This is a genomic window from Streptosporangium sp. NPDC049248 (assembly GCF_040678965.1).
Taxonomy (GTDB): Bacteria; Actinomycetota; Actinomycetes; order Streptosporangiales; family Streptosporangiaceae; genus Streptosporangium; species Streptosporangium fukuiense.
Genome location: NZ_JBFAQY010000034.1, coordinates 48,284 through 70,071, shown reverse-complemented (window position 1 = coordinate 70,071; position 21,788 = coordinate 48,284). Strand labels below are relative to the sequence as shown.

The 21,788-nt window shown below is 70.6% G+C and carries 20 protein-coding genes and 1 pseudogene; 12 read left to right on the top strand and 9 right to left on the bottom strand.

Going from position 1 to position 21,788, the window contains the following annotated elements; genetic code table 11:
- The first annotated feature begins 48 nt into the window (after positions 1-48).
- Genes trpB through AB0K21_RS38835 form a run of 3 tightly spaced genes read left to right on the top strand, consistent with a single transcriptional unit; the run spans position 49 to position 2,770 of the window.
- Positions 49-1,206, top strand: coding sequence for a tryptophan synthase subunit beta (trpB, locus tag AB0K21_RS38845; RefSeq protein ID WP_343964259.1), 1,158 nt, complete (start codon positions 49-51; stop codon positions 1,204-1,206).
- Positions 1,203-2,018, top strand: coding sequence for a tryptophan synthase subunit alpha (gene trpA / locus AB0K21_RS38840; RefSeq protein ID WP_364157288.1), 816 nt, complete (start codon positions 1,203-1,205; stop codon positions 2,016-2,018). Before trpB ends, trpA begins: the two co-directional genes overlap by 4 nt.
- Entirely contained in the window at positions 2,015-2,770 is a 756-nt protein-coding gene (locus AB0K21_RS38835) for a GntR family transcriptional regulator (protein ID WP_343964159.1), read from the top strand. The genes trpA and AB0K21_RS38835 overlap by 4 nt, the downstream gene beginning before the upstream one ends.
- 118 nt (positions 2,771-2,888) lie before the next feature.
- Here the strand turns inward: AB0K21_RS38835 and AB0K21_RS38830 are convergent, their stop codons facing one another.
- The 5 genes from AB0K21_RS38830 to AB0K21_RS38810 form a co-directional block, all read right to left on the bottom strand.
- Entirely contained in the window at positions 2,889-3,437 is a 549-nt protein-coding gene (locus tag AB0K21_RS38830) for a GNAT family N-acetyltransferase (protein ID WP_343964157.1), read from the bottom strand.
- A 319-nt stretch (positions 3,438-3,756) separates the two neighbouring features.
- Positions 3,757-5,385 carry a hypothetical protein gene (locus AB0K21_RS38825; RefSeq protein ID WP_343964155.1) on the bottom strand — a complete coding sequence of 543 codons (1,629 nt, stop codon included), beginning with the start codon at positions 5,383-5,385 and terminating at the stop codon, positions 3,757-3,759.
- Complete coding sequence (locus AB0K21_RS38820) at positions 5,382-6,137, bottom strand: ABC transporter ATP-binding protein (RefSeq protein ID WP_364157283.1); 756 nt, start codon at positions 6,135-6,137, stop codon at positions 5,382-5,384. The genes AB0K21_RS38825 and AB0K21_RS38820 overlap by 4 nt, the downstream gene beginning before the upstream one ends.
- A gap of 46 nt (positions 6,138-6,183) precedes the next feature.
- Entirely contained in the window at positions 6,184-7,062 is an 879-nt protein-coding gene (locus AB0K21_RS38815; protein WP_343964152.1) for an alpha/beta fold hydrolase, read from the bottom strand.
- 3 nt (positions 7,063-7,065) lie between these two features.
- Complete coding sequence (locus AB0K21_RS38810) at positions 7,066-9,756, bottom strand: LuxR C-terminal-related transcriptional regulator (protein ID WP_364157279.1); 2,691 nt, start codon at positions 9,754-9,756, stop codon at positions 7,066-7,068.
- Positions 9,757-9,931: 175 nt separating this feature from the next.
- On the opposite strand from AB0K21_RS38810, the gene AB0K21_RS38805 reads away from it, so the two are divergent.
- Both AB0K21_RS38805 and AB0K21_RS38800 read left to right on the top strand, forming a co-directional pair.
- Positions 9,932-10,954, top strand: coding sequence for a zinc-binding dehydrogenase (locus AB0K21_RS38805; RefSeq protein ID WP_364157353.1), 1,023 nt, complete (start codon positions 9,932-9,934; stop codon positions 10,952-10,954).
- Positions 10,955-11,091: 137 nt separating this feature from the next.
- The gene (locus AB0K21_RS38800) at positions 11,092-11,763 is read left to right on the top strand and encodes a shikimate kinase (RefSeq protein ID WP_343982612.1); all 672 of its coding nucleotides are present in this window, start codon (positions 11,092-11,094) and stop codon (positions 11,761-11,763) included.
- Positions 11,764-11,898: 135 nt separating this feature from the next.
- Here the strand turns inward: AB0K21_RS38800 and AB0K21_RS38795 are convergent, their stop codons facing one another.
- Positions 11,899-13,545, bottom strand: coding sequence for a serine hydrolase domain-containing protein (locus AB0K21_RS38795; RefSeq protein ID WP_364157275.1), 1,647 nt, complete (start codon positions 13,543-13,545; stop codon positions 11,899-11,901).
- 152 nt (positions 13,546-13,697) lie between these two features.
- Between AB0K21_RS38795 and AB0K21_RS38790 the strand changes: the two genes are divergently transcribed.
- From AB0K21_RS38790 to AB0K21_RS38775, 4 genes are all read left to right on the top strand, one after another.
- Entirely contained in the window at positions 13,698-14,720 is a 1,023-nt protein-coding gene (locus tag AB0K21_RS38790; protein WP_364157272.1) for a helix-turn-helix domain-containing protein, read from the top strand.
- Positions 14,721-14,942: 222 nt separating this feature from the next.
- Positions 14,943-15,374 (top strand): hypothetical protein, encoded by a 432-nt coding sequence (locus tag AB0K21_RS38785; RefSeq protein ID WP_364157269.1) that lies wholly within the window; start codon positions 14,943-14,945, stop codon positions 15,372-15,374.
- 23 nt (positions 15,375-15,397) lie between these two features.
- Complete coding sequence (locus AB0K21_RS38780) at positions 15,398-15,601, top strand: helix-turn-helix transcriptional regulator (RefSeq protein ID WP_281048031.1); 204 nt, start codon at positions 15,398-15,400, stop codon at positions 15,599-15,601.
- Positions 15,598-16,551 (top strand): NAD(P)-dependent alcohol dehydrogenase, encoded by a 954-nt coding sequence (locus AB0K21_RS38775; RefSeq protein ID WP_364157266.1) that lies wholly within the window; start codon positions 15,598-15,600, stop codon positions 16,549-16,551. The genes AB0K21_RS38780 and AB0K21_RS38775 overlap by 4 nt, the downstream gene beginning before the upstream one ends.
- A 412-nt stretch (positions 16,552-16,963) precedes the next feature.
- Here the strand turns inward: AB0K21_RS38775 and AB0K21_RS38770 are convergent, their stop codons facing one another.
- Positions 16,964-17,161 carry a hypothetical protein gene (locus tag AB0K21_RS38770; protein WP_343982597.1) on the bottom strand — a complete coding sequence of 66 codons (198 nt, stop codon included), beginning with the start codon at positions 17,159-17,161 and terminating at the stop codon, positions 16,964-16,966.
- Positions 17,162-17,171: 10 nt separating this feature from the next.
- Here AB0K21_RS38770 and AB0K21_RS38765 point away from each other — a divergent pair, with 10 nt between their 5' ends.
- Together AB0K21_RS38765 and AB0K21_RS38760 are read left to right on the top strand one after the other, a co-directional pair.
- A complete protein-coding gene (locus AB0K21_RS38765; RefSeq protein ID WP_343982595.1) occupies positions 17,172-17,813 on the top strand; it encodes a MarR family transcriptional regulator in 642 nt (213 codons plus the stop codon).
- A gap of 100 nt (positions 17,814-17,913) precedes the next feature.
- Positions 17,914-18,069, top strand: a pseudogene (locus AB0K21_RS38760) (WD40 repeat domain-containing protein); the annotation flags it as partial.
- Positions 18,070-18,183: 114 nt separating this feature from the next.
- Here AB0K21_RS38760 and AB0K21_RS38755 read toward each other — a convergent pair.
- Positions 18,184-19,233 (bottom strand): hypothetical protein, encoded by a 1,050-nt coding sequence (locus AB0K21_RS38755; protein WP_343982593.1) that lies wholly within the window; start codon positions 19,231-19,233, stop codon positions 18,184-18,186.
- A 53-nt stretch (positions 19,234-19,286) separates the two neighbouring features.
- On the bottom strand, positions 19,287-20,912 hold the full coding sequence (groL, locus tag AB0K21_RS38750; RefSeq protein ID WP_343982591.1) for a chaperonin GroEL: 1,626 nt from the start codon (positions 20,910-20,912) through the stop codon (positions 19,287-19,289).
- 218 nt (positions 20,913-21,130) lie between these two features.
- On the opposite strand from groL, the gene AB0K21_RS38745 reads away from it, so the two are divergent.
- Positions 21,131-21,736 carry a TetR family transcriptional regulator gene (locus tag AB0K21_RS38745; protein WP_343982588.1) on the top strand — a complete coding sequence of 202 codons (606 nt, stop codon included), beginning with the start codon at positions 21,131-21,133 and terminating at the stop codon, positions 21,734-21,736.
- Positions 21,737-21,788 lie beyond the last annotated feature (52 nt).

Here is a 21,788-nt window from a genome sequence, read left to right as displayed (position 1 = left end):
GTGCGAGACGTGTTGCCGTGGCGTGAGCCGGTCCCGCTGGACGGGACGATGAGCGAGCCCCGAGCGCGGGGCCGATTCGGCGAGTACGGCGGACGGTACGCGCCGGAGTCCCTGGTGGAGGCGTGCCGCGAGGTGGACGAGGCGTTCCGGGAAGCCTGGGCGGATCCGGGATTCCGGGGCGCCCTGGCACGGCTGCTCGCCGTGCACGCCGGGCGGCCGACCCCGCTCACACCGGCCCGCCGGCTGTCGGAGGCGCTGGGTGTGCAGCTGTACCTCAAGCGCGAGGATCTCACCCACACCGGATCCCACAAGATCAACAATGTGTTGGGCCAGGCCCTGCTGGCCACCCGGATGGGACGGCGCAGGCTGATCGCCGAGACCGGAGCGGGCCAGCACGGGGTGGCCACCGCGACCGCCGCCGCGCTGCTCGGGCTGGAGGCCACGGTGTTCATGGGCGAGCGCGACATCGAGCGGCAGGCGCTGAACGTCTTCCGGATGCGCATGCTGGGCGCCGAGGTGGTCCCGGTGACCACGGGCAGCCGTACCCTCAAGGACGCGACCAGCGAGGCCATGCGGCACTGGGTGGGCGCGACGGGCGACTCCCATTACTGCATCGGCTCGGTCATCGGGCCGGATCCGTACCCGTGGATGGTCAGGGAGTTCCAGCGGATCATCGGCGACGAGGCCCGCGGGCAGTGCGCCGCCGAGTTGCGGACCAGCGTTCCGGACTACGTGGTCGCGTGCGTCGGCGGCGGCTCCAACGCGGCCGGTACGTTCGCCGGATTCGCCGACACCCCGGCGCGCCTGGTCGGTGTCGAGGCGGAGGGCGGCGCCGGGGCGGCCCGCGGCCGGCTCGGCGTCCTGCACGGCTGCCGCTCGCTGTTCCTGCAGGACGACGACGGGCAGATCGCCCAGGCGCACTCCATCGCCGCCGGACTCGACTACCCGGGAGTCGGCCCGGAGCACGCCCACCTGCGCGACCTGGGCCGGGCTCGCTACGTCACGGTGACCGACGACGAGGCGGTCGGCGCGGCGGTACGGCTGGCGCGTGCCGAAGGCATCGTCCCGGCGCTCGAATCGGCGCACGCCCTCGCCTGGGTGATCCGCGCGGCGGGCGGTGGCGAACTGCCCGCAGGATCGACGGTGCTGATGACGTTGTCCGGCCGGGGCGACAAGGACGTCTCAACCCTGAAGGAGCTGCTGTGACGAGCCCCACCCTGGCCGCGGGCGCGGTCGAAGGCCACCTGCGTGCCCGCCGGGACACCGGCCGCGGCCTGCTCATGCCGTACGTCACCGGGGGGATCACGCCCGACTGGACGGACTACCTGCGGGCCTTCGCCGCCGCCGGGGCGGATGCGATCGAGGTCGGCCTGCCCTTCTCCGACCCCACGCTGGACGGTGTCACCATCCAGCAGGCCAGTAACACGGCACTGGCCCGGGGGGCGAGCACCCGCCGGATCCTCGCCGACCTGTCCGGCATGCCGGACCTGGGCGTGCCGCTGGTCGTCAGCACCTACTACAACCTGGTGCTGCACGACGGCCCCGAGACGTTCTGTGCCGCGCTGCGCCGGGCCGGCGTCGGCGGCCTGATCGTGCCCGACCTGCCGGTGCACGAGGCGGACGAGCTGACGGCCGTGGCCGCCGCCGCCGGGATCGAGCCGGCCCTGCTGGCGTCGCCGTCCACGCCGCAGCCGCGGCTGGCGGAGATCGCACACCACAGCCGCGGATTCGTCTACGCGGTGTCGGTGATGGGCACCACCGGTGAGCGGACCGCCCTCGCCGCTTCGGCGACGGAGCTCACCGAGCGGATCAGGCGCGCCACCGACCGGCCGGTCTTGCTAGGATTTGGCATTTCCACCCCGGACCAGGCACGCGAAGCCCGCCGGCACGCCGACGGCGTGGTGGTCGGCGCCGCAGTCATGCGGCGGGTACTCGACGGGGCTGGGCCGGACGACCTGCGGGCCTTCCTCATGACCCTGCGGCAAGCCCTCGACCAGGAGTGTGACCGACCACGATGACCCCCGACGCCGGGCACGAGGCGAGATACCGCGCCATCGCCGCCGACCTCGCCGCGAAGATCCGGTCGGGGCACTACGCCCCCGGTGAGGCCCTGCCGCCGCAACGGGAGTTGAGCGCCTCCTACGGGGTGACCCTCATGACGCTGCGCCAGGCGTTGCGGGAGCTCAGCGACGAGAGGCTGATCGTGCAGCAGCCCGGCAGGGGTACGTTCGTCGCCCCGCCCCACCTGGCGTACCAACTCGACTCGCTCCGCAGCCTGGTCGACGACCTGCGTAAACAGGGCCACGATGTGCGCACCGCGGTGGCCGGGCGGGCGGTGCGCCGGGTCCCCGCCCGGATCGTCGCGGAGCTGCGGCTGCGTCCCGGCGACACCGCCCTGCGGCTGGAGCGGGTCCGCGAGTTCGCGGGACGTCCCGCCGTACACCAGGTGTCCTGGGTCCGCCGGCCGATGGCCGACCAGGTCCGCGACCGCGACTTCACCGCCGTCTCCCTCTACACGGCCCTCGCCGACGCGGGAGTGACGGTCGCCCGGGCGTCCGAGGTGGTCCGGCCCGGTTTGCTCGACTCCGCCGCCGCCCGCCACCTCCACGAGCCGCAGGGCAGCCCGGTGCTCGTCAGCACCCGGATCACCTACACGCTCGACGCCACGCCTGTGGTGTCCGACCATGCCACCATCCTCGGCAGCATGATGGAGATCCGCACCGAACGCGCCGCCACCGGCCTCTCTCTCACCTGGGGCGCCACCAGCTGAGAACCTGTGTGCGGTCTGTCCCACCGTGGCGACGAGCAGCTTCTTGTGGACCCTGCCCGTCGCGTTCCTGGGCAACTCGCTCCCAATCTTGGCAGCACCTGCCCTTCGGAGTACGAGCTCAACCGGACGGCGTGACCGAGGACCACACGCCGAACCATTGCTCGGCGCCGTACTCCTCGAACCGCTCCACCTCGGTGAACCCCAGCTTCGCCGCGAGGCGCATCGAGCGGTCGTTGGCGGTCTGGGTGCAGAGCGCCACCGGCTCGCCGGGAAGTGCGTCGGCGAACCAGCCGAGTGCCGCCGCGCACGCCTCGGCGGCGTACCCGCATCCCCACGCCTCCGGCAGGAACATGTAGCCGAGCTCGGCCTCCCCGGCATCCGGCCGGACGTGTCCCGGACGCTCTGCATCGCGCCGATCGAGCGTGATCATGCCGATCATCGCTCCGCCGAGATCGACCACGAAAAAACCAGGGCGCCGCCCGGGCACCTCGGGCACCGCGTGTTCGAGCTCGTCACGCGGTCGAGGGCCACCAAGGTGGGTGCCCACCTCTGGCGAGGCGAACAGCTCGATGAACGCCGCGCGGTCCCGGGCCTCGGACTCACGCAGCACGAGCCGCTCGGTCCTGATCGGGGCAGGTGGCCAGGTGACGGGCCCAAGCTCGGTCATGGCGGGCAACCTATCGCACGCCCGCCGAGCGGCACACGCTCTCACAACTCACGGACAAAGCCACGGCTCCTCAAGGCATGAGGGATGCCGCAGGAAGAAGTACCGCTCCAGCTCGACTCGCGATGGCGGGCCGGCCGTACGCGGACACCCGCTCATCACTTAAGAACTCAACGGGCACGACCATGCAAGGTGGGCACACCCATCCCGAAGCATACTCAAACTGATACGCCATTCGGGCCCACCGGGCACCGACGCACCCGAACCAGAACCGGCGGTGTTTGGAATCCTTGGACGGGGATGATGTGTGCCCAGGATGCGATCAGTTATCAATCGGAGGGCTCCGGCGTTCTGCCTTGTGGGCGGACGAGCGGAGGACGGCGGCGTCGCGTGCGGCCATCGCATCGAGGAGGGCGGCACCGCGCCGCTGGAGCAGGCGCAGGGTGAGCGCGGGGGTTATGGACAGGAAGGCGGCGGCCTGCGACACGGCCGCCAGCACGGTCACCCACCACGGGCCTCCGGTGACCGCGCCGACAACGCCCGGCAGGACGGCGGTCAGCAAGGTCGCCGGGAAGATCGTCATCTGCCCGCCGGTCGCATCGCCCGCCTGCTGGCCCGGGTAGACGCGCTCGCGGGCATCGACACCCACGGCCGGCATCACGAGCGCGAGCAGCGGCGCCAGAGCGCAGCCTGCCGCCGCCGCGGCGATGGCGCCGCCCACGGCGGCAGCTCCCAGGGGTGAGCCGGTCGCGGCCTGCAGCGCGGCCGCCAGCGCGATGGACGGCACACCGAACAGCAGCGCCCACGCCGCCATCCGCCCGCGCACATCGGCCTTGAGGGCGCCAGGTGTGGTGAGCAGCAGCCACAGGGCCGTGCCGTCCAGGGCGTAGGTGTTGATCGCGACCATCGCGCCGAACACCGCCGCGGCGGGACCCATCAGGGGCAATGCCCAGCTCCAGCCGCTGAGGGCGATGATGAGCGCCGTCAGTAGCGGTGTCAGCCAGGCACTGCGCAGTTCCACGCCGCGTGCCGGGTCACGCAGCCAGGTGGCCAGCTCGCGCCCGATGACCGCGGACACCTGCGGCGTCGCGAACGGCACAGACATCTGCCGCCCTGGTACCGCCGGCCGCCGCGGCCTCGCCTGGCGGGGCGGCCGGCGCAGGGCGCGGGCCGTCAGCGCGATCCAGCTCAGCTGCAGCAAAGCACCCATGCTCAACAGGGCCGCAAGCGGCAGCAGGATCGCACCGGCGCCGTCGCGGGCGGCGACCGTCGCGCCGTACCCCCAGCCGGTGGGCAGGGCGGCGAGCACGTCGATCATCGGCGCGGGAAGCCATCCGAGGGTGGGGGTGACCAGGCTGGTGTCCCCCTCCCCCAGACGCGGCAGCAGCCAGGCCGCGACCGGCACCCATCCGGCGAACGACAACGCGAGCATGATCGCGGTCTGTGCGGCGGCCAGTGTCGTCCCGGCCGGGGTCTGCAGCAGCCGGGCCGCCAGCGCCGCCACCGTCCTACCAGCCCAGACCAGCAGGTAAAGCTGGGCCATCACGGCCACGACGGCGATCGCCGTCGCCACCGGACCGCCCGGTGCCGCCAGCACCACCAACGACAGCAGGCACGCCAGCGTGATCAGCGGGCCAACGCCCAGCAGTTCGGTCCACGACAGGGCCCGTGCCAGCCGCCACGGCCGCACCGGGTAGCCGCGCAGCCATTCGCGTGAGATGACGGACGGGTCGTGGCGGGGCTGGGCCAGCGGACCGAACAGCCACATGCCGCCCCACACCGTGAGCGCTACCGCGATCCAGCCTTCACCGACGAGGCCGCGGGAGGCCAAGGAGGCCGCCACGATCACCAGGGCGGCCAGAACCAGCCCGGCGGCAAGGCTGAAGGCGCGCTCGTTGTGCGGGCCGTTGCGGAACAGTCGCAGCTTGAGCGCGAACAGGGTGCCCGTCATGCCAGCCACCCCAGCGGACGCACCGGGTCGGCGCCCACCAGCTCGACGAACCGCTCGTTCAGCGTCGCGCCTGCGGCCACCTCCTCCACCGCTCCCTCGACCAGCATCCGGCCACCGGCCACCACCGCCACCCGGCGACAGTTGCGCTCGACGAAGTCCATGATGTGACTCGACAAAACGACCGTGCCGCCGACGTCGACGTACTGCTTCAGCACCTGCTCGATGGAGCGGGCCGAGACCGGGTCGATCGCCTCGAACGGCTCGTCCAGCACCAGCACCCGAGGCAGGTGCAGCAGCGCCAGTGCCAGACCGATCTTCTTGCGCATTCCCGTGGAGTACTCCACGATCAGCGTGCGCGGGACCGCGTCCAGCCCCAGGATCTCCAGCAGATCACGCGCGCGGGCCCGCCAGCCGTCGTCCAGGCCGCGCAGCCCGGCGCTGTAGCGCAGGACCTCGGTGGCGGTCAGCCGCTCGGGCAGGGACAGTCCGTCCATCATGACGCCGAGCTGGGCGAGCGCGGCCTCCCGCTCGGTCCGCAGGTCGTGCCCGGCGATCCTGACCGTGCCCGAGGTCGGCTGCCGCAGCCCGCACACGGCCGTCAGGGTGGTGGTCTTACCGGCGCCGTTGGGACCCACGATGCCGTAGAACATCCCCGGCGGGATGCTCAGGCTGAGCCGGTCGACGGCGAGCACGGTACCGAAGCGCTGGGTGAGGTCCGCCACCTCGATGGCAGGGACGGAGGGATCGAGCACAGGTTTTCCTGAACGCTTGAAGAGGAGATATTGGCAGGAACGCGCGTCACTCGGCTGTGTGCGCGAGGATGGCGCCGCCCAGCTCCTCGTGTGTCTCCGGCGGCAGCGTGTGCCCCATGCCCGCCACGATCATCAGCCGCGCCCCCGGGATCTGCTCGGCGATGACCGCGCCGTGACCCGGTTTGACCGGCTCGTGGCTGCCCTCGATGACCAGCGTGGGCGCCTGCACCCGGTGCAGCACGCCCACCGGCTCGAAGTCGGGGTCGGCCGCTGCGGCCAGCCGGTGGTTGGCCACCGCCGACAGGTCGCGGGCCCGATCGTAGATCCGCTCCTGCAGCCGGCGTGCCGCGTCCTCGTCGAACGGCAGCCCGGTGCCGTGCAGCACCCGCTGCTCGGCGATCATGCCATCGATCAGCGCACGCCGGTCCTGCGGTGGCGGGGCGGCCATCAGCGCGCGGTAGAAGGCCACGAACTCCGGCGCCGGCTCCGGCAGACCGCCTTCGGGCTGCGGCTGCCCCGTCAGGGCCCGCATGAGCACCTGGCCCTCGCCGCCGCCGAGCGGCGAGGAGGCGACAACGGTCAGCGAGCGCACCCGCTCCGGCCGCTCCACGGCGATGAGCTGACCGAGCAGCCCGCCCGCCGAGTGGCCGACCAGGTGCGCGCTCTCCAGGCCGTGGGCGTCCAGCACGCGGTAGACGTCGCTCTTGATGTCGTCCCACGTGTACGGCCCGGTAGCGAAGTCGACGGTGCCGGACATGCCGGTGTCACGGTGGTCGTACCGGATCACCCGGCGGCCTCCGGCGGTCAGGCGGCCGATGAACTCGTCCGGCCACAGGATGCCCTGCGACATCGACCCCATGATCAGCAGGATCGGCGCGTCCGTCTCGGCGCCGAACTCTTCACTCCAGATGTCTATGTTCTGCATGTCTCAGAGCATGTCGTCTTCGGCTACGGGCGCCTTCTGTAGAACTACTAGTCGCGCCAGATCCGTACGGGAGCTGATACCCAGCTTCGGATAGATCTTGTACAGGTGGTACTCGACCGTGCGCGGGCTCAGGAAGAGCTGGGCAGCGATCTGCTTGCTCGACAACCCGTCGGCGACCAGGCCCGCGATGCGCAGCTCCTGCGGGGTCAGCGTGTCCAGCACGGCCGTGGGCGGGGCCTGCCCGCTCTCCCCCGCCGCCCGCAACTCGTCCTGCGCACGCCGCGCCCACGGCCGTGCGCCCGCCCGCTCGAACGTCTCCCACGCCATCCGCAGGTGCGCCCGCGCCTCGCCCGGCCGCTGCGCGCGGCGCAGGCGCTCCCCCAGCAGCAGGGCCGTCCTGGCCGCCTCGAAAGGGTTGGTGTGCAGCCGCAGCGCCTCGCCGAAGGCGTCCTCGGAGGAGTCGGCCAGGCCCCGGCAGCGGGCCAGCAGCGCGCGCGACTCGGGCGTCGCGGCATGCGCGGCCCCCCGCTCGTACGCGACCAGCGCCGCCCGCGCGCCCGCCTCGTCGCCCGCGCCCACGGCGGCCTCGACGCGGTCGGGCCCGGTCCGCCACACCACGGTCGGATGCCCGGCGCCCGATCCCGCCGCGGCGATGGCCGTGAAACGGTCGCGTGCCGCCACGTAGCGGCCCAGACACAGGTCGAGCAGCGCCAGCGCGTACGCGGCCATCCCCGCGCGCAATCCCACCCGGTGCGGGATGGCGATGGCCAGCGCCTCGCGGGCCTGCCGCTCGCAGGACTCCTCCTCGCCGCGCAGCGCCGCCAGCACCGCCAGATTGGCCAGGTGCGCGGCCACCGTGTTCTCGTACCCTGCTTCCCGCGCCAGCGCCAGGCCCTCCTCGGAGACGGCCTGGCTGCGCGCCAGCCGACCGGCGATGCGCTCGGCGGTCGCCACGAACTCCAGTACGACGGGCAGCTGCCCGGTCATCCCCGAGACCCTGGCCACCCGCCCGGCCCGCTCTGCCATCTCGGTGGCCAGATCCGACTCTCCCAGAGCGCTGGCCGCGGCCGTCGCCCACAGGTACCCCGTCGCGTCCTCCAGCTCATCGACCCGCGCCAGCGCCCGCCGCAGCAGGCCCGGTCCGGCGGCGTCGCCGTCCAGTGTCAGGCCGATCCCGGCCACCGTGTCCCGCAAGAACCCCTCGGGGTGCGCGACCGCCCGCCGGCCGAGCTCGGCGATGGCCGCCGTGTCACCGACGTACGAGGCCGCCTCCACGGCATCGGCCAGCATTTCCAAGCTGCCGCCCGCCGCCAGGATCCGTACGGCCTCGGCGGCGTTGCCCGAGTTCAGTTCGAACCGGCCCCGGAGCCGGGCGATCTCCATGGCGAGGGTGGCGTCCCCGTCGGCCCGCTCGCGCGCCTCGGCCAGCAGCGACTCCGCCTGTCCCGGGCGGCCGCCGAGCCAGGCCGCGACGGCGGCGTCCTTCAGACGGACGGCACGGGCGCGCGGCTCGGGGGTCAACTCGGCGGCCCTGGCCAGGGCGCTGGCCGCGTCGCCGTATCCGCCGCGGTCGCGCGCCCGCTCCGCGGCGGCCACCAGTGCAACGGCGACCTGCTCGACCTGGCCCAGGGCGGCTCCGGCCAGGTGCCAGGCGCGACGGTCTCCCGCCGTCAGCTCCGCCAGGACGGCGTGCGCGCGGCGGATGTCGGCGGGGGCGGCCGCCTCGTGGATCGCGGATCGGATGAGCGGATGACGGAAGCGCACGCTCGTGCCCGACACCTCGGCCAGCCCGGTGTCCTCCAGCTCGGCCAACGCCACCCGCCCCGCCCCGGCCTCCATCCCGGGCCCGGTTGAGGCCGATCGGGCCGTGTTCGCGCCGGGTCGTACCGGTTGCTCGGCGAACAGCCGGTCGGTGGCGCGCAAGACCAGGCCGAGGTCGGCCTCGACGGCGGCGACCAGGGCGGCCAGCCGGGCAGGGGCCGACAACCCGGTCACCCGGTCGCCGAAGAGCCGGGCTCCGCCGGGCAGCGGGTCGGGCAGCGGGTCGCGCCCGGCGAGCTGCGCGGGCGTCAGACGGGCTGCGATCTCCCCCAGGGCGAGCGGGTTCGCGCCGGTCAGTGTGGTGAGCTCCCGTTTCACCGGGGCGGGCAGCGTACCGTGGCGGGACTCCAGCAGTTCGGCCGCGGCGGACTCGGGCAGGCCGCGCACGTCCACCGTCAGCGGCACGCCCTTGACGGGCGCGCCTCCGCGAACGGCGAGCAGCATCGCGATCCGTTCCGTCCCCAACCGCCTGGCGGCGAACAGCAGCGCATCGGCCGAGGCCCGGTCGACCCACTGGAAGTCGTCGACCACGCAGATCAGCCCGTCCAGCGCGGCCGCCTCGGCCAGCAGCGAGAGCACACCGGCCCCCACCAGGAACCGATCGCCGGCACTGCCCGCGGCAAGCCCCAGGGCCGCCCGCACGGCGTCGCGCTGCGGCTCGGGCAGCGTGTCGAGCAGGCCGGCCACCGGCCACAGCACCTGGTGCAGCGCCGCGAACGCGAGGTCGGACTCGGACTCGACGCCGGTGGTCCGCAACACCCGCATCGCACCACCACGCGCGGCCGCCGCGTCGAGCAAGGCGGTCTTGCCCGCGCCTGCCTCGCCCCGTAGCACCACCGCGCCGCCGAAGCCGTCGCAAGCCCGCGTGATCACCTCGTCGAGTGCGCTGATTTCCGCAGATCTGCCGTAAAGCACAAGCACCCACTGTAGGAGGCCTCCACGCCGTCCCGTCTCAGGGTTATCAGCAAGCTGTGTTCGACTGCCGCTCCCAGAGCTGATGCGGAGCCGGCCGGTGGCCGTGGGCGGCGTGCGCCTGCTGTTCGCCGACATGCATCCGAACCTGCGCCGGATGGAGCCGGTTTCCTGGACACAGACGATCGGCGGGATCATCCGTCTGACGGCGACCTGTATCTGCGGATCCGACCTGTGGCCCTACCGGGGTGTGGAGAAGCTCGACGGGCCGATCCCGATGGGGCATGAGTACGTCGGCATCGTGGAAGAAGTCGGCAGCCAGGTCACGACCATCAGGCCGGGGCAGTTCGTGGTCGGCTCGTTCTGGGCCTCCGACAACACCTGCGAGATCTGCCGGGCGGGCTACCAGAGCGCCTGCGTCCACCGTGTGCTCATGGGCACCCTCGGAACCCAGGCCCAGCTGGCGCGGGTTCCCCTCGCCGACGGCACCCTGGTCGCCACCCCCGCCATGCCGGACGCGGACTTGGTGCCCAGCCTGCTGGCCGCCTCCGACGTGCTCGGCACCGGCTGGTTCGGCGCTGTTGCCGCCGCGGCGGGGCCGGGCAAGACCGTCGTCGTCGTCGGTGACGGCGCCGTCGGCCTATGCGCCGTGCTGGCCGCCAGGCAGCTCGGCGCCGAACGGATCATCGCGATGAGCCGCCATGAACCACGGCAACAGCTCGCCCGTCAGTTCGGCGCCACCGACGTCGTCATCGAGCGCGGCGACGAAGGCGTCACGGCGATCAAGGACATGACCGGCGGGTTCGGCGCCCACTCGGTCGTCGAGGCGGTCGGCACTCAGGAGTCGATGATGCAGGCCATCCGCTCCACCCGCCCCGGCGGCCACGTCGGCTTCGTCGGCTTCGTCGGCTTCGTCGGCTTCGTCGGCGTCGCCCACAACGTCGCGCTGCCCGGCGACGAGCTGTTCATGTCCCTCGTGCACCTGCACGGCGGCCCCGCGCCGGTGCGCCAGTACCTGCCGCAGCTGATCGAGCTGATCTGCAACCGCGAGATCGACCCCGGCAAGGTCTTCGACCTGTCCCTGCCGCTGGATGAGACGGCCGAGGGGTACCGGGCCATGGACGAACGCCGCGCGATCAAGGTCCTCCTCCAGCCGTGACCCGGGCGTTCAGGGCCGGCCCCCTTCGGTTCCTCCCGCTGGTCACAGCAGTGCGCTGAACGGCGGGTCCGGCTCGGTCGTGCACCGGGTGTTCGTCCTCGACGCCCGCCGGGCAGGAACTCGACAGGAGCCAACGAATGCACTCTGCACTGCACGAAGGAGCTTCCCCCAGCGGTTGGAGGGAACGGTTGCGCCACGTCTACTGGATCGGCGGCGGCAGCGGGTCCGGAAAATCCACCATCGCCCGACGTCTCGCCGATCGATATGGAATGCGTCTGTACGATACCGACGCGGTCATGCCCGACCACGCCCGCCGCGTGCCCGTGGAACAAGCTCCCAACCTGGGCAGGTTCGCCGCCATGGACATGGACGAACGCTGGGTGACCAGAAGTCCGCGCGAGATGCTCGATACCTTCCACTGGTTCCACGGCGAAGGATTCAAACTGATCGTCGAAGACCTTCTCGCCCTCCCCGCCGACCGGCCGGTGGTCGCCGAGGGGTTCCGGCTGCTGCCCGGCCTCGTCCGACCCCTGCTCACCGAAGTGGGCCATGCCGTGTGGCTGCTGCCGACTCCCCGGTTCCGCCAGGCGGTGTTCGACAGCCGTGGCGGAACGGCATGGGGATTCCTCACCAGGACCGGTGACCCACGGCAGGCGCTGCAGAACCTGCTCCAGCGCGACGCACTGTTCACCGACCGGCTCAGCGAGCAGACCCGGCATCTGGGCCTCCACGGGCTCAGAGTGGCTTTCGGGGACACCGAGGAAGATCTCGAACGGCGAGTCTCCGCGGTGTTCGGTCTTGCGGAGTAGGCGGTCACGACGTGGGATTCAGCGGCCGTAGCCCCTCGGGCATCCCCGGGAATCGGAAGAAGCGGCACAACGGTCGCATGGATCCGAATGGTGCGCCGCCGTCGCGGCTTGGGTGAACGGCCGCGCGAGGAGCGGCTACTTCTTCGGGAGGCCGACCGCGTTGGCCGCGTCGGCTTCGAAGTACTCCGTTGCGGCGAAGGGGCCGGCGTGCTCCTCGAAGAAGGTTTTGACGCTGTCGACCGAGTCGTGGACGATGACGTTCACCGCTTTGGTCCCGTCGGTACCGGCCACCGCCAGGGTCCACTTGGCGCCCTTCGGCAGCTGCCCGTACGCCGCCTTCATCGCGTCCCAGAATCCGCCGTTGTCGGAAATCGTGGAAACCGCCATGACGTGCATTCCTGTGTTCTCCTCATCTACTCTCGGATTTACTCGGCAATTGGTGTGGAGGTATTGCGCGACCCCGTGTTGGAAGTCGTAGACGGCGATGGTCTGGGGGTCTTCGAGCGGGCTTGCCGAAGGCATCAGGAAATGCGTCTCGCTGATCGGAAGCAGCTCGTACGTGATGCGTTCCGGCTTACCGGAGAGTCGTGCCTCCATGGGATTCACAGTGAAGGTGAGGTGGAGTTCTCCATCCTCGGCCGACACCGTGTATCGGGAGCCTGGTCGCTCGTAGACGCCTTCGTACCTTGACGGGTCGAGGGGCAGGGTCAGGTCGGGTTCCGGCAGTTCCGGGATCGTGGGCGCGCGGAGGTCGAGGAGGATTTCGTTGAACACCTTCCGGTAGAAGCCGTCCCGCGGCCCGGCGTTGGCCAGCAGCACGAGGGCAAGGCCCGAGTCCGGCAGGATTCGCAGGCGCGCGCTCTGGCCGACGGTGCTGCCGTCGTGCGCGTAGACGGTCTCGCCGTGCCAATCGCACACGATGAGACCGAGGGCCCACTCCGGCCCGAACAAATACGGATCGGGCACGGGAACGCGTGATTCCGTCATCTCGCGAACGGCCTCGGCCGAGACGATTCTGGTGCCGTTCGGCGCCTTGCCGCCGTCGAGGAGGACGTGCGCCATTGTGAGCACCTCCCGCGCCGTCGAACTGATGTTGCCGCCGGGGCCGAAAGACCGTGGCAAATGGGTCAGTGGTGAGACGACGGGGCCCTCGTCGAGGGAGCGGACCAGATGCCCCGTCGCGGCGCGGTGCGGGTCCACCTGGGCGTGCCAGGTGCTCGTACTGGTCAGTCCCAGCGGATCGAAGAGGCGATCTCGCATGATGTCGTCCCACCGTTTGCCATCGATCACCTCCATGACGCGGGCGAGAATGGCATAACCCAGGGCCGCGCTGTAACCGTGGGTGCGGCCCAAGGGGTGCACTTGAGGCGCGCCGGCAATATTCGTGACCATGCGCTCGTACACATCGTCGCCTTGGCCGGGATCGCCGTAGGCCTCCTCGATGCCGTTCGTGTGGTTCAGGAGATGGCGGGGCGTGACGTTGGCACTGACCTCGGGGTCGGCGACCCGGAAACCGGGAAGATAGGTCCGCACCGGCTCGTCCAGGTCGACTTTTCCCTCGTCGACGAGTTGCATGAAGGCGAGGGCGGTCCAGGTCTTGGTCATGGAACCGCACTGGTAAACGGTGTCGGCCGTCGCGGGCTCGCGCGTCGCCGCGTTCTTGACGCCGACGGCGAAGTCGATGATCTCCCCGTCATGGAAGAACCCGATCGCGGCGCTCGGAATCCGGTATTCGGCGAGGAGTTCGGAGACCCGCGCCTGTGTTCGCGCTATATCCAACATGGACGTGTCCTTTCCAGGCAAGGAAAAGCTACGTTGCGTTTCGCATGCCGTCAACTAAAAGTAAACGAAAATAGCCAGGTAGCGGTGAATCGTTGCAACAGCATTGTCGGTAAATGCAATTCACGCCACTCGTCCATTGCAATGTATTGTTGGTGAACGCACCTGAAGAGGAGGCGTGGCCGATGCCCGGAGGCAGGCTGACCCATGAGGATCGCCGGAGGATCGCGACCTGGCTGGCCGACGGGCTGGGGTACGCCGAGATGGGCCGGCGGCTCGGCAGGTCCACGTCCACGGTCACCCGCGAAGTCGCGCGCAGCGGGGGGCCGGCAGGCTATCTGGCGGACCGCGCCCAGCAGGCCTCCGATCGGCGCGCCCGCCGGCGCAGGGCGATCAAGGCCACCGAGCCCGACGAGCGGCAGAGCGAGGTGGCACGCCGCTTCACGGAAGAGTTCGCCGCCCTGCTAGCCGGGACCGGACTGCCCCAGATGCCCTCCCGGGTGTTCGTCTGCCTGCTCACCTCCGACTCCGGGAGCCTGACATCCGCCGACCTCGTACGCCGGTTACAGGTCAGCCCGGCCTCGGTGTCCAAGGCCATCGGCTACCTCGAATCGATCGAGCTGGTGGGACGCGGTCAGGATCCAGGCGGGCGCCGCGAGCGGTACATGATCAGCGAGGACGTCTGGTTCCGCGCCTGGAGAGCCGACAGCGGGGCGCACACCGAGGTCGCGGCGGCCGCGCGGCGCGGAACGCACATCTTCGGCTCCGACACTCCCGCCGGGACCCGGCTTCGCGAGATGGGCCGGTTCTTCGCCCGCATCAGCGACCACATGGACGACAGCGACCTCACCCACACCGCCGTGGCCGACGCGCTGACGGTGATCGCCGCGCTCGTGCACGCCGCCCGGCCGCTCAACGCAGACGACCTCGCCACGGCACTGGACTGGCCCGTTCAGCGGGCCGCCGACGCCCTGGAGGTGATCAGGCGTCGCCCGACCCTCTCCGACCCGCTCACCGTGGAGCGGCTTGGGTGCGGCACGTACGCCATCGCCCCGAGGCCGGACCGTCTGAGCTCCGCGCAACGTGAAGCGCTGGGCCAGGCGCGGCTGTGCCTACGTCACCCCTGCTCTCACCGCGCTGGACGACTTCCACACCCGCCGGGGTCCGGACAGGGCTGACGTCGGCAGCAAAGACCTGCCCAAGAACGCGCCCCGCATTCCGGCGCCCGCTCCTCAGGCGGGGCGCTTGGCCATGACGACCAGACCCGGCCCGCTCTGCTTGGAGCAGCACCGTGCCGGACGCCATGGCGTCGCCGGCCGTGCATGTAAATAAATTTTGACACGATGTACGGGGTGTTTTACATTGATTGATGTCAGCTTTGTTTTACATGAGGAGCGGGCATGGCCTTCGAGGAAAAGCGCGCCTGGGTGATGATCCTGGTCTCCCTCGGCGCGTACACGATCTACGTGGCGACCGTCCTGGGCCGGGCCGGCGACGGCCCGTTCGCCGACGTCGCCTACGCGGGAACCCTGCTGTGGACCATCGGCGGCGCCATCGTCGCCGCGATCGCGGCCAACATCGCGATGGCCATCGCGGGTGGCCACGGCGCCGACCGCACCGACGAGCGCGACCGTGAGATCAACCAGGTCGGTGAGCGCATCGGGCAGTCGATCGTCGTCATCGGCGCGCTCGCCGCACTGGTCATGGCCATCGCCGAGCTGCGCCACTTCTGGATCGCCAACGCCGTCTACCTGGCGTTCGTGCTGTCCGCGGTGCTCAGCTCGGTTGCCAAGATCATGGCGTACCGCAAGGGCGGCTTCCAGACGTGGTGAAACCGACGCGGGTCACCAACGCGATCCGGGCCCTGCGGTTCGCGCACGACGAGATGACCCAGGCCGAGCTGGCCGACCGGGTCGGCGTCACCCGCCAGACCATCATCGCGATCGAACAGGGTCGCTACTCCCCCTCGCTGGAGATGGCGTTCCGTATCGCCCGGGTGTTCCGGGTCGGACTCGACGACGTCTTCCAGTATCCCGACACCGAAGGAGACCCCTCATGAGGGCGATCGTCCAGGACGAGTACGGCCCGCCGCATGTGCTGAGCCTCGGCGAGGTTCCGATCCCGACGCCCGGCGCCGGCGATGTGCTGATCCGGGTGCACGCGGCCGGCGTCGACTACGGCGTGTGGCACGTCATGACCGGGCTGCCGCTCATCGGCCGCCTCGGCTTCGGCCTGCGCCGGCCCCGCAACCGCGTGCCGGGCATGGACGTGGCCGGCGTCGTGGAGTCCGTCGGCGCCAACGTGACCGCGTTTCGCCCCGGCGACGAGGTGTACGGCGCGGCGACCGGCGCGTACGCGCAGTTCGCGCTCGCCCGCCCGGGCAAGCTCGCCCGCAAGCCCGCCAACCTGAGCTTCACCGAAGCGGCGGCCGTACCCGCGTCAGGAGTGACCGCGTTGCGGACCGTCGGCCAGGTCACCGCCGGTGAGAAGGTGCTGGTCATCGGCGCCGGCGGCGGGGTGGGCAGCTTCGCGACGCAACTCGCGGTCGCCGGCGGCGCCCACGTCACCGCCGTGTGCAGCACAGCCAAGGCCGACCTCGTCCGGTCGCTGGGCGCCCAGGCCGTCATCGACTACACGCGCGAGCCGCTCACCGGGACGTACGATCTGATCATCGACATCGCGGGCATCCGGCCGCTGGCCCTGCTGCGCGGGCTGCTCACCGAGCGCGGCCGGCTCGTCATCGTCGGCGGCGAGGGCGGCGGCCGGTGGTTCGGCGGGCTCGGCCGGCCGCTGGCCGCCCGGCTGATCACCCCGTTCACGCGCCAGCGCCTGGACGCACCGATCGCGCTGACCCGCACCGCCGACCTGGACGCGCTGCGCGACCTCATCGAGGCCGGGGCCGTGCGACCGGCCGTCGGGCGCACGTACTCCCTGGCGGAGGCCTCCACCGCGGTGGGTGACCTGGCGGCGGGCAACGCGCCCGGAAAGCTCGTCATCACGGTTGATTGACCTCGGAGCGCCGGGATCAATATCCTGCGGCGAGTCTTGGCGGAGGTGCATCCGATGACGGCCGGCAGCCCCGAGGTGACAGCCGATGGTTGGTGGCGAGGGCGCCGGAAACGCACCGGTTGGTAGATGTACGACTGGGCCGACAGCGTCTTCTCGACGACCGTCATCTCCGTCTTCCTGGGACCGTACCCCTCGCCGCCGCCCGCCGCCTCCGCCATCTGCCGGCCGACCGCTGCGAGCGAGTCTCGGGCGAGACCGGACAGCGCGTGAACTTCTGTCCGGTCTCCCGGATCGCATCGCCCCAGGTCACCGACCCGGGGCCGCTCACGGGCCGATCCGGTCTCCTGTGCCGCGCACCTGTCCACGGCCAAGGCCCCGGGGCGAGGACGACGAATAGCGCTGCGGGTCACGATCAGAGGCTGCGGGCGACGATGTCGCCATAGGCGGTGGTCGCGTGGATGTCGAGCTGGGCGGCGGCGCCTTCGGTGTTCTTGAGCGCGTTGCGGATCCGGCCGTAGGAGGTGCCGGCGTCCAGGGAGGCCGAGACTCCGGTGGCGGCGCCGACCGACACCTCGCCGGCCTCGGTGCGCAGCACGACCGTGCCGCGCACGGCCTCGGCGATGCGGATGTCGCCCTTGCCGGTGCTGATCTCCGCCTACCGCGCCGACCTGGCCCACCGCGCCACCGAACGCCGCACCCACCGGCGCAGGCAGGCCGCGCCCCCGGGGCAGGGGGCGCCCTCTCAGCCCTACGGACGCGACGCCGAGGCCGTGCGCGAGTACGAAGAGACGTTCACCACCGTCCTCATGCAATCGGGCCTGCCCAAGATGATGTCCCGGGTGCTGGGCTGCCTCTACACCACCGACGCCGGCAGCCTCACCACGGCCGAACTCGTCCAGCGCCTCCAGGTAAGCCCGGCGTCCATTTCCAAGGCGATCGCGTTCCTGGAGAGCCAGGACCTCGTGCGCCGGGAACGCGACGAACGCCGCCGCGAGCGCTACGTCGTCGACGACGAACTCTGGTACCAGGCGATGATCGCCAGCGCCCGATCCAACGCCCAGCTCGTCGAGACCGCACGGCAGGGCGTCGGCATCCTCGGTCCTGACACCCCGGCCGCCACCCGCCTCGAAAATATCGCTCGCTTCCTCGACTTCGTCGGCGAGAGCCTCACCCGCGCCGCGGAGCAGGCTCGCGAGGTCCTCCATACCAAGCCCGAAGCGACCTCGGGCGGCACCGTCAAGCCAGGTCCGGATCGCGGATAGACGGCCGTCTCGATGGTCACAGCCATTCCCGCCAGACAGCCGTCTACAGCCAATCTCTCCCCGGCGATCCGGTGACCTCAGCGCGGCTTGCCGCGGCGGCGTGGGCCGTCTCCCCGATCGACGATGCGCGAGCGAGCATGGCCGACCTGCTCAGCCGGCCCGCACGTGCTGTTTGACCGGGCACGACGGTCCGGTGAACTCGGTGGCCCTCAGCCAGGACGGCTCACGTCTGGCCTCAGGCACCTACCAGACGGTGCGGTTGTGGAATGTGGCCTTGCCACATGATCTCCCGCGAGCGGTCTGTGGCATCGCGCGCCGAGGATTCACTTCCCAGGAATCGACAAAGCTGCCCCCAGTAGGAATGCCACGTTCACGTCATGGTCCTCTTTTCGGTCTCGGCCGTCCTGGCGCGTCCGTATTCGGCCAGGGTGTGGAAGGCGGCTTTGGGTTCCCACGGCAGCCCCGGATAGGTCGTCCCTGTGCGGCCGTGCTCCAGGATCTTGACGATGCCGAAGCTGGCGGTGTCGAAGTCCCGTCCGGGCTCGGAGGCCGTCGGCAGGTCACGGCGGGCGAACGTGTTGACGAACACCGTGTCCGTGCCCTCCTCGTCGTAGATGTCGAGGAGTTCGCGCACGTATTCGGCTTGTTCTTCTTCGTCCCGCATGACGGTTGTGATCAGGCGAGGGCGGGCGTGTTCGTCCCATTCGACGATGGAGTCGCCGCGTGCGCCCAGTTCGGCGGCTCCGCGGTGGGTGGTGCAGCCGAACTCGGTGACGGCGAACGGCTTGCTCTGCGAGGTCTGCGCACGCAGGCCCTCACGGAAACCGTGCGCGGTGGTCGCGTCGCGATATCCGGCGTCGGTGGCGACGATGTCGAACGGAGCCCAGTCCACGCCTTCGAAGGGCAGGGAGGCGTAGCTGATCGGACCGCCGAACCGTTCGCGCACCGCCGCGGCGGCTCGGGTGAGGAAGGTGTTGACCCGGGCGGGCACTTCGGGGAGTGCGGCGCGCAGCCGCGCGGGCTCGGCCATCAGACCAAGCCGCTCCTTCAGGCTGTCACCGGGCAGAAATCCACTGGTGAACAGGCTGATCTCGGAGCCGGTGAGGAATACGACGGGAGTTTCCTCCTGGCGTAGGCGTTCGGCCCGTTCGGCACCGTCGACGATGAACGTCATCAGCTCCTCTTGGGTGAGGCCGTTGGTGAACGGCGAATACCAGACCTCCAAGCCCGCGCGGGCGGCATGGCGTGCGGCGGTCTCAAGACGGTCCGGGTCTCCTCCGGTGATGCGGACCGCGTCGCAGTGCAGCTCATCACGGATGATCTGCATCTCGCGGCGTACCGCGTCAGGGTCGAAGGGCTCGTGGGTGGTGGTTCCGGCAGATAGGAAGCCGGTGTCGTAGGTGACACCGTAGGCACGCATCAGGAGCCTCCGTGTGTGTTCGTGCGGGTGAGGAGATACGAGAAAGAGACGGGCTAGAAGTCCATGTCCCCGCCGGGCATGCCGGCGGGGGCGGCCGGGGTCCTCTCCGGCTTCTCGGCGATGACGGCCTCGGTGGTGAGGAAGAGCGCCGCGATGGAGGCGGCGTTCCGCAGCGCCGAGCGCGTCACCTTGGCCGGGTCGATGATGCCCGCCTCGAACAGATTGACGTACTCACCCGTGGCCGCGTTGAGGCCCTCCCCCGGGGGCAGGTTGCGGACCCGCTCCACCACGACGCCGCCCTCGAGGCCGGCGTTGACCGCGATCTGCTTGAGCGGTTCCTCCAGAGCCTTGCGCACGATGGCGGCGCCGGTGGCCTCGTCGCCGACGAGTTCGAGCTTGTCGAAGGATTTGGCGCCGGCCTGCAGCAGGGCCACGCCACCGCCGGGGACGACGCCCTCCTCGACGGCCGCCTTCGCGTTGCGAACGGCGTCCTCGATGCGGTGCTTGCGTTCCTTGAGCTCGACCTCGGTCGCCGCGCCCGTCTTGATGACGGCCACGCCACCGGCGAGCTTGGCCAGGCGCTCCTGGAGCTTCTCGCGGTCGTAGTCGGAGTCGGTACGCTCGATCTCGGCGCGGATCTCGCCGACCCGGCCGGAGATGGCCTCGGCGTCACCCGCGCCGTCGACGATCGTGGTCTCGTCCTTGGTCACCACAACCTTGCGGGCCCGGCCCAGCAGGTCGAGAGTGGTGTTCTCCAGCTTGAGACCGACCTCCTCGGCGATGACCTGACCACCGGTCAGGATGGCGATGTCGCCCAGCATGGCCCTGCGGCGGTCACCGAAGCCCGGAGCCTTGACCGCCACCGACCGGAAGACTGCCTTCATCTTGTTGACGATCAAGGTGGCCAGGGCCTCGCCCTCGACGTCCTCGGCGATGACCAGCAGTGGCCTGCCGGACTGCACGACCTTGTCGAGCAGGGGCACCACGTCCCTGTTGGCGGAGACCTTGCCGCTCACGATCAGGACGTATGGATCGTCCAGGACCGCTTCGAGCCGGTCGGAGTCGGTGATGAAGAGCGGGGCGATGTAGCCCTTGTCGAAGCGCATGCCCTCGGTGAGCTCGAGCTCCAGGCCGAAGGTGTTGCTCTCCTCGACGGTGATGACGCCTTCCTTGCCGACCTTGTCCATCGCCTCGGCGATGAGCGCGCCGATCTCAGGGTCGGCGGCGGAGATGGAGGCGGTGGAGGCGATCTGCTCCTTGGTCTCCACTTCCTTGGCGAGCTTGGAGAGCTCCTCGCTGACCTGCTCGACGGCGGCCTCGATGCCCTTCTTCAGGGACATCGGGTTGGCGCCGGCGGCGACGTTGCGCAGGCCCTCGCGTACCAGTGCCTGGGCGAGCACGGTGGCGGTGGTGGTGCCGTCACCGGCGACGTCGTCGGTCCTCTTGGCGACCTCCTTGACCAGCTCGGCGCCGATCTTCTCCCACGGGTCCTGGAGCTCGATCTCCTTGGCGATGGACACGCCGTCGTTGGTGATCGTGGGAGCTCCCCACTTCTTCTCCAGCACGACGTTGCGGCCCTTGGGACCCAGGGTCACCTTGACGGCGTCGGCGAGCTGGTTCATGCCGCGCTCGAGAGCGCGTCGGGCGTCCTCGTCGAACGCGATCATCTTCGAAGTCATTCCTGCTCCTGCTCTTGGTAGGGGGCTGTCCGGGACGGCGCCCGCGACGGACGGTCTGGCGGCGGGCGGCCAACCCGCCGACGGACCTCGCCGCCCCGGCACACACCTTGTGGTCGGCACTCTCCAGGCGTGCGTGCCAGGTGCTCCGTCGCACTCTATCCACAACTTGCGCGTCACGCATATAGTGCGTGGCGCGCAGCGTTGGATAGAGTTGACCCATGAACGACGACGCCATGAACCTCCGGGCACGCAACAGCCAGGCCACCCGAGAGGCGATCAGCCACGCCGCACTGCGCCTGGCCATCGAGCAGGGCCCCAGCGGGCTGGCCCTGGTGCGTGTCCACGACATCGCCACGGCCGCGGGCGTCTCACCTCGCACCTACAACAACTACTTCTCCAGCAGGGCGGAGGCGATCTGCGCCTTCCAGGCCGACCAGTCCAGGCGCGCGGGGCAGGCGCTGCGCTCCCGGCCCGCCGGCGAACCACTCGATCAGGCCGTCATCGCGGCCGTGATCGAGCTCTACACCGACCCCGAACCCGACAAGGCCGGCCTACGCATGATCATGTCAACGCCCGAGTTGGAAGGCGAGGCGCTGAAGGCGTTCAGCATGGCGGAGGGCCCGCTCGCCGAGGCGATCGCGGCCCGCACCGGCACCGACCCCCAGCGCGACCTGTTCCCCGCCGTCACGGCCGCCGCGATCACCGGCGCCATCCGCGTGGCGGGGCGGCACTGGCTCGAACCCGGCAACCCCGAATCCTTCGCCACCACCCTGCGCCGCGCCCTGACCTGTATCTTTCCCGCCGAGTCATCCAAAGAGGAGTAGCGGTAAGAAACGTGTCGTAAGCCCCAGGCAGCGTTGATCTTGTGGCTCATTG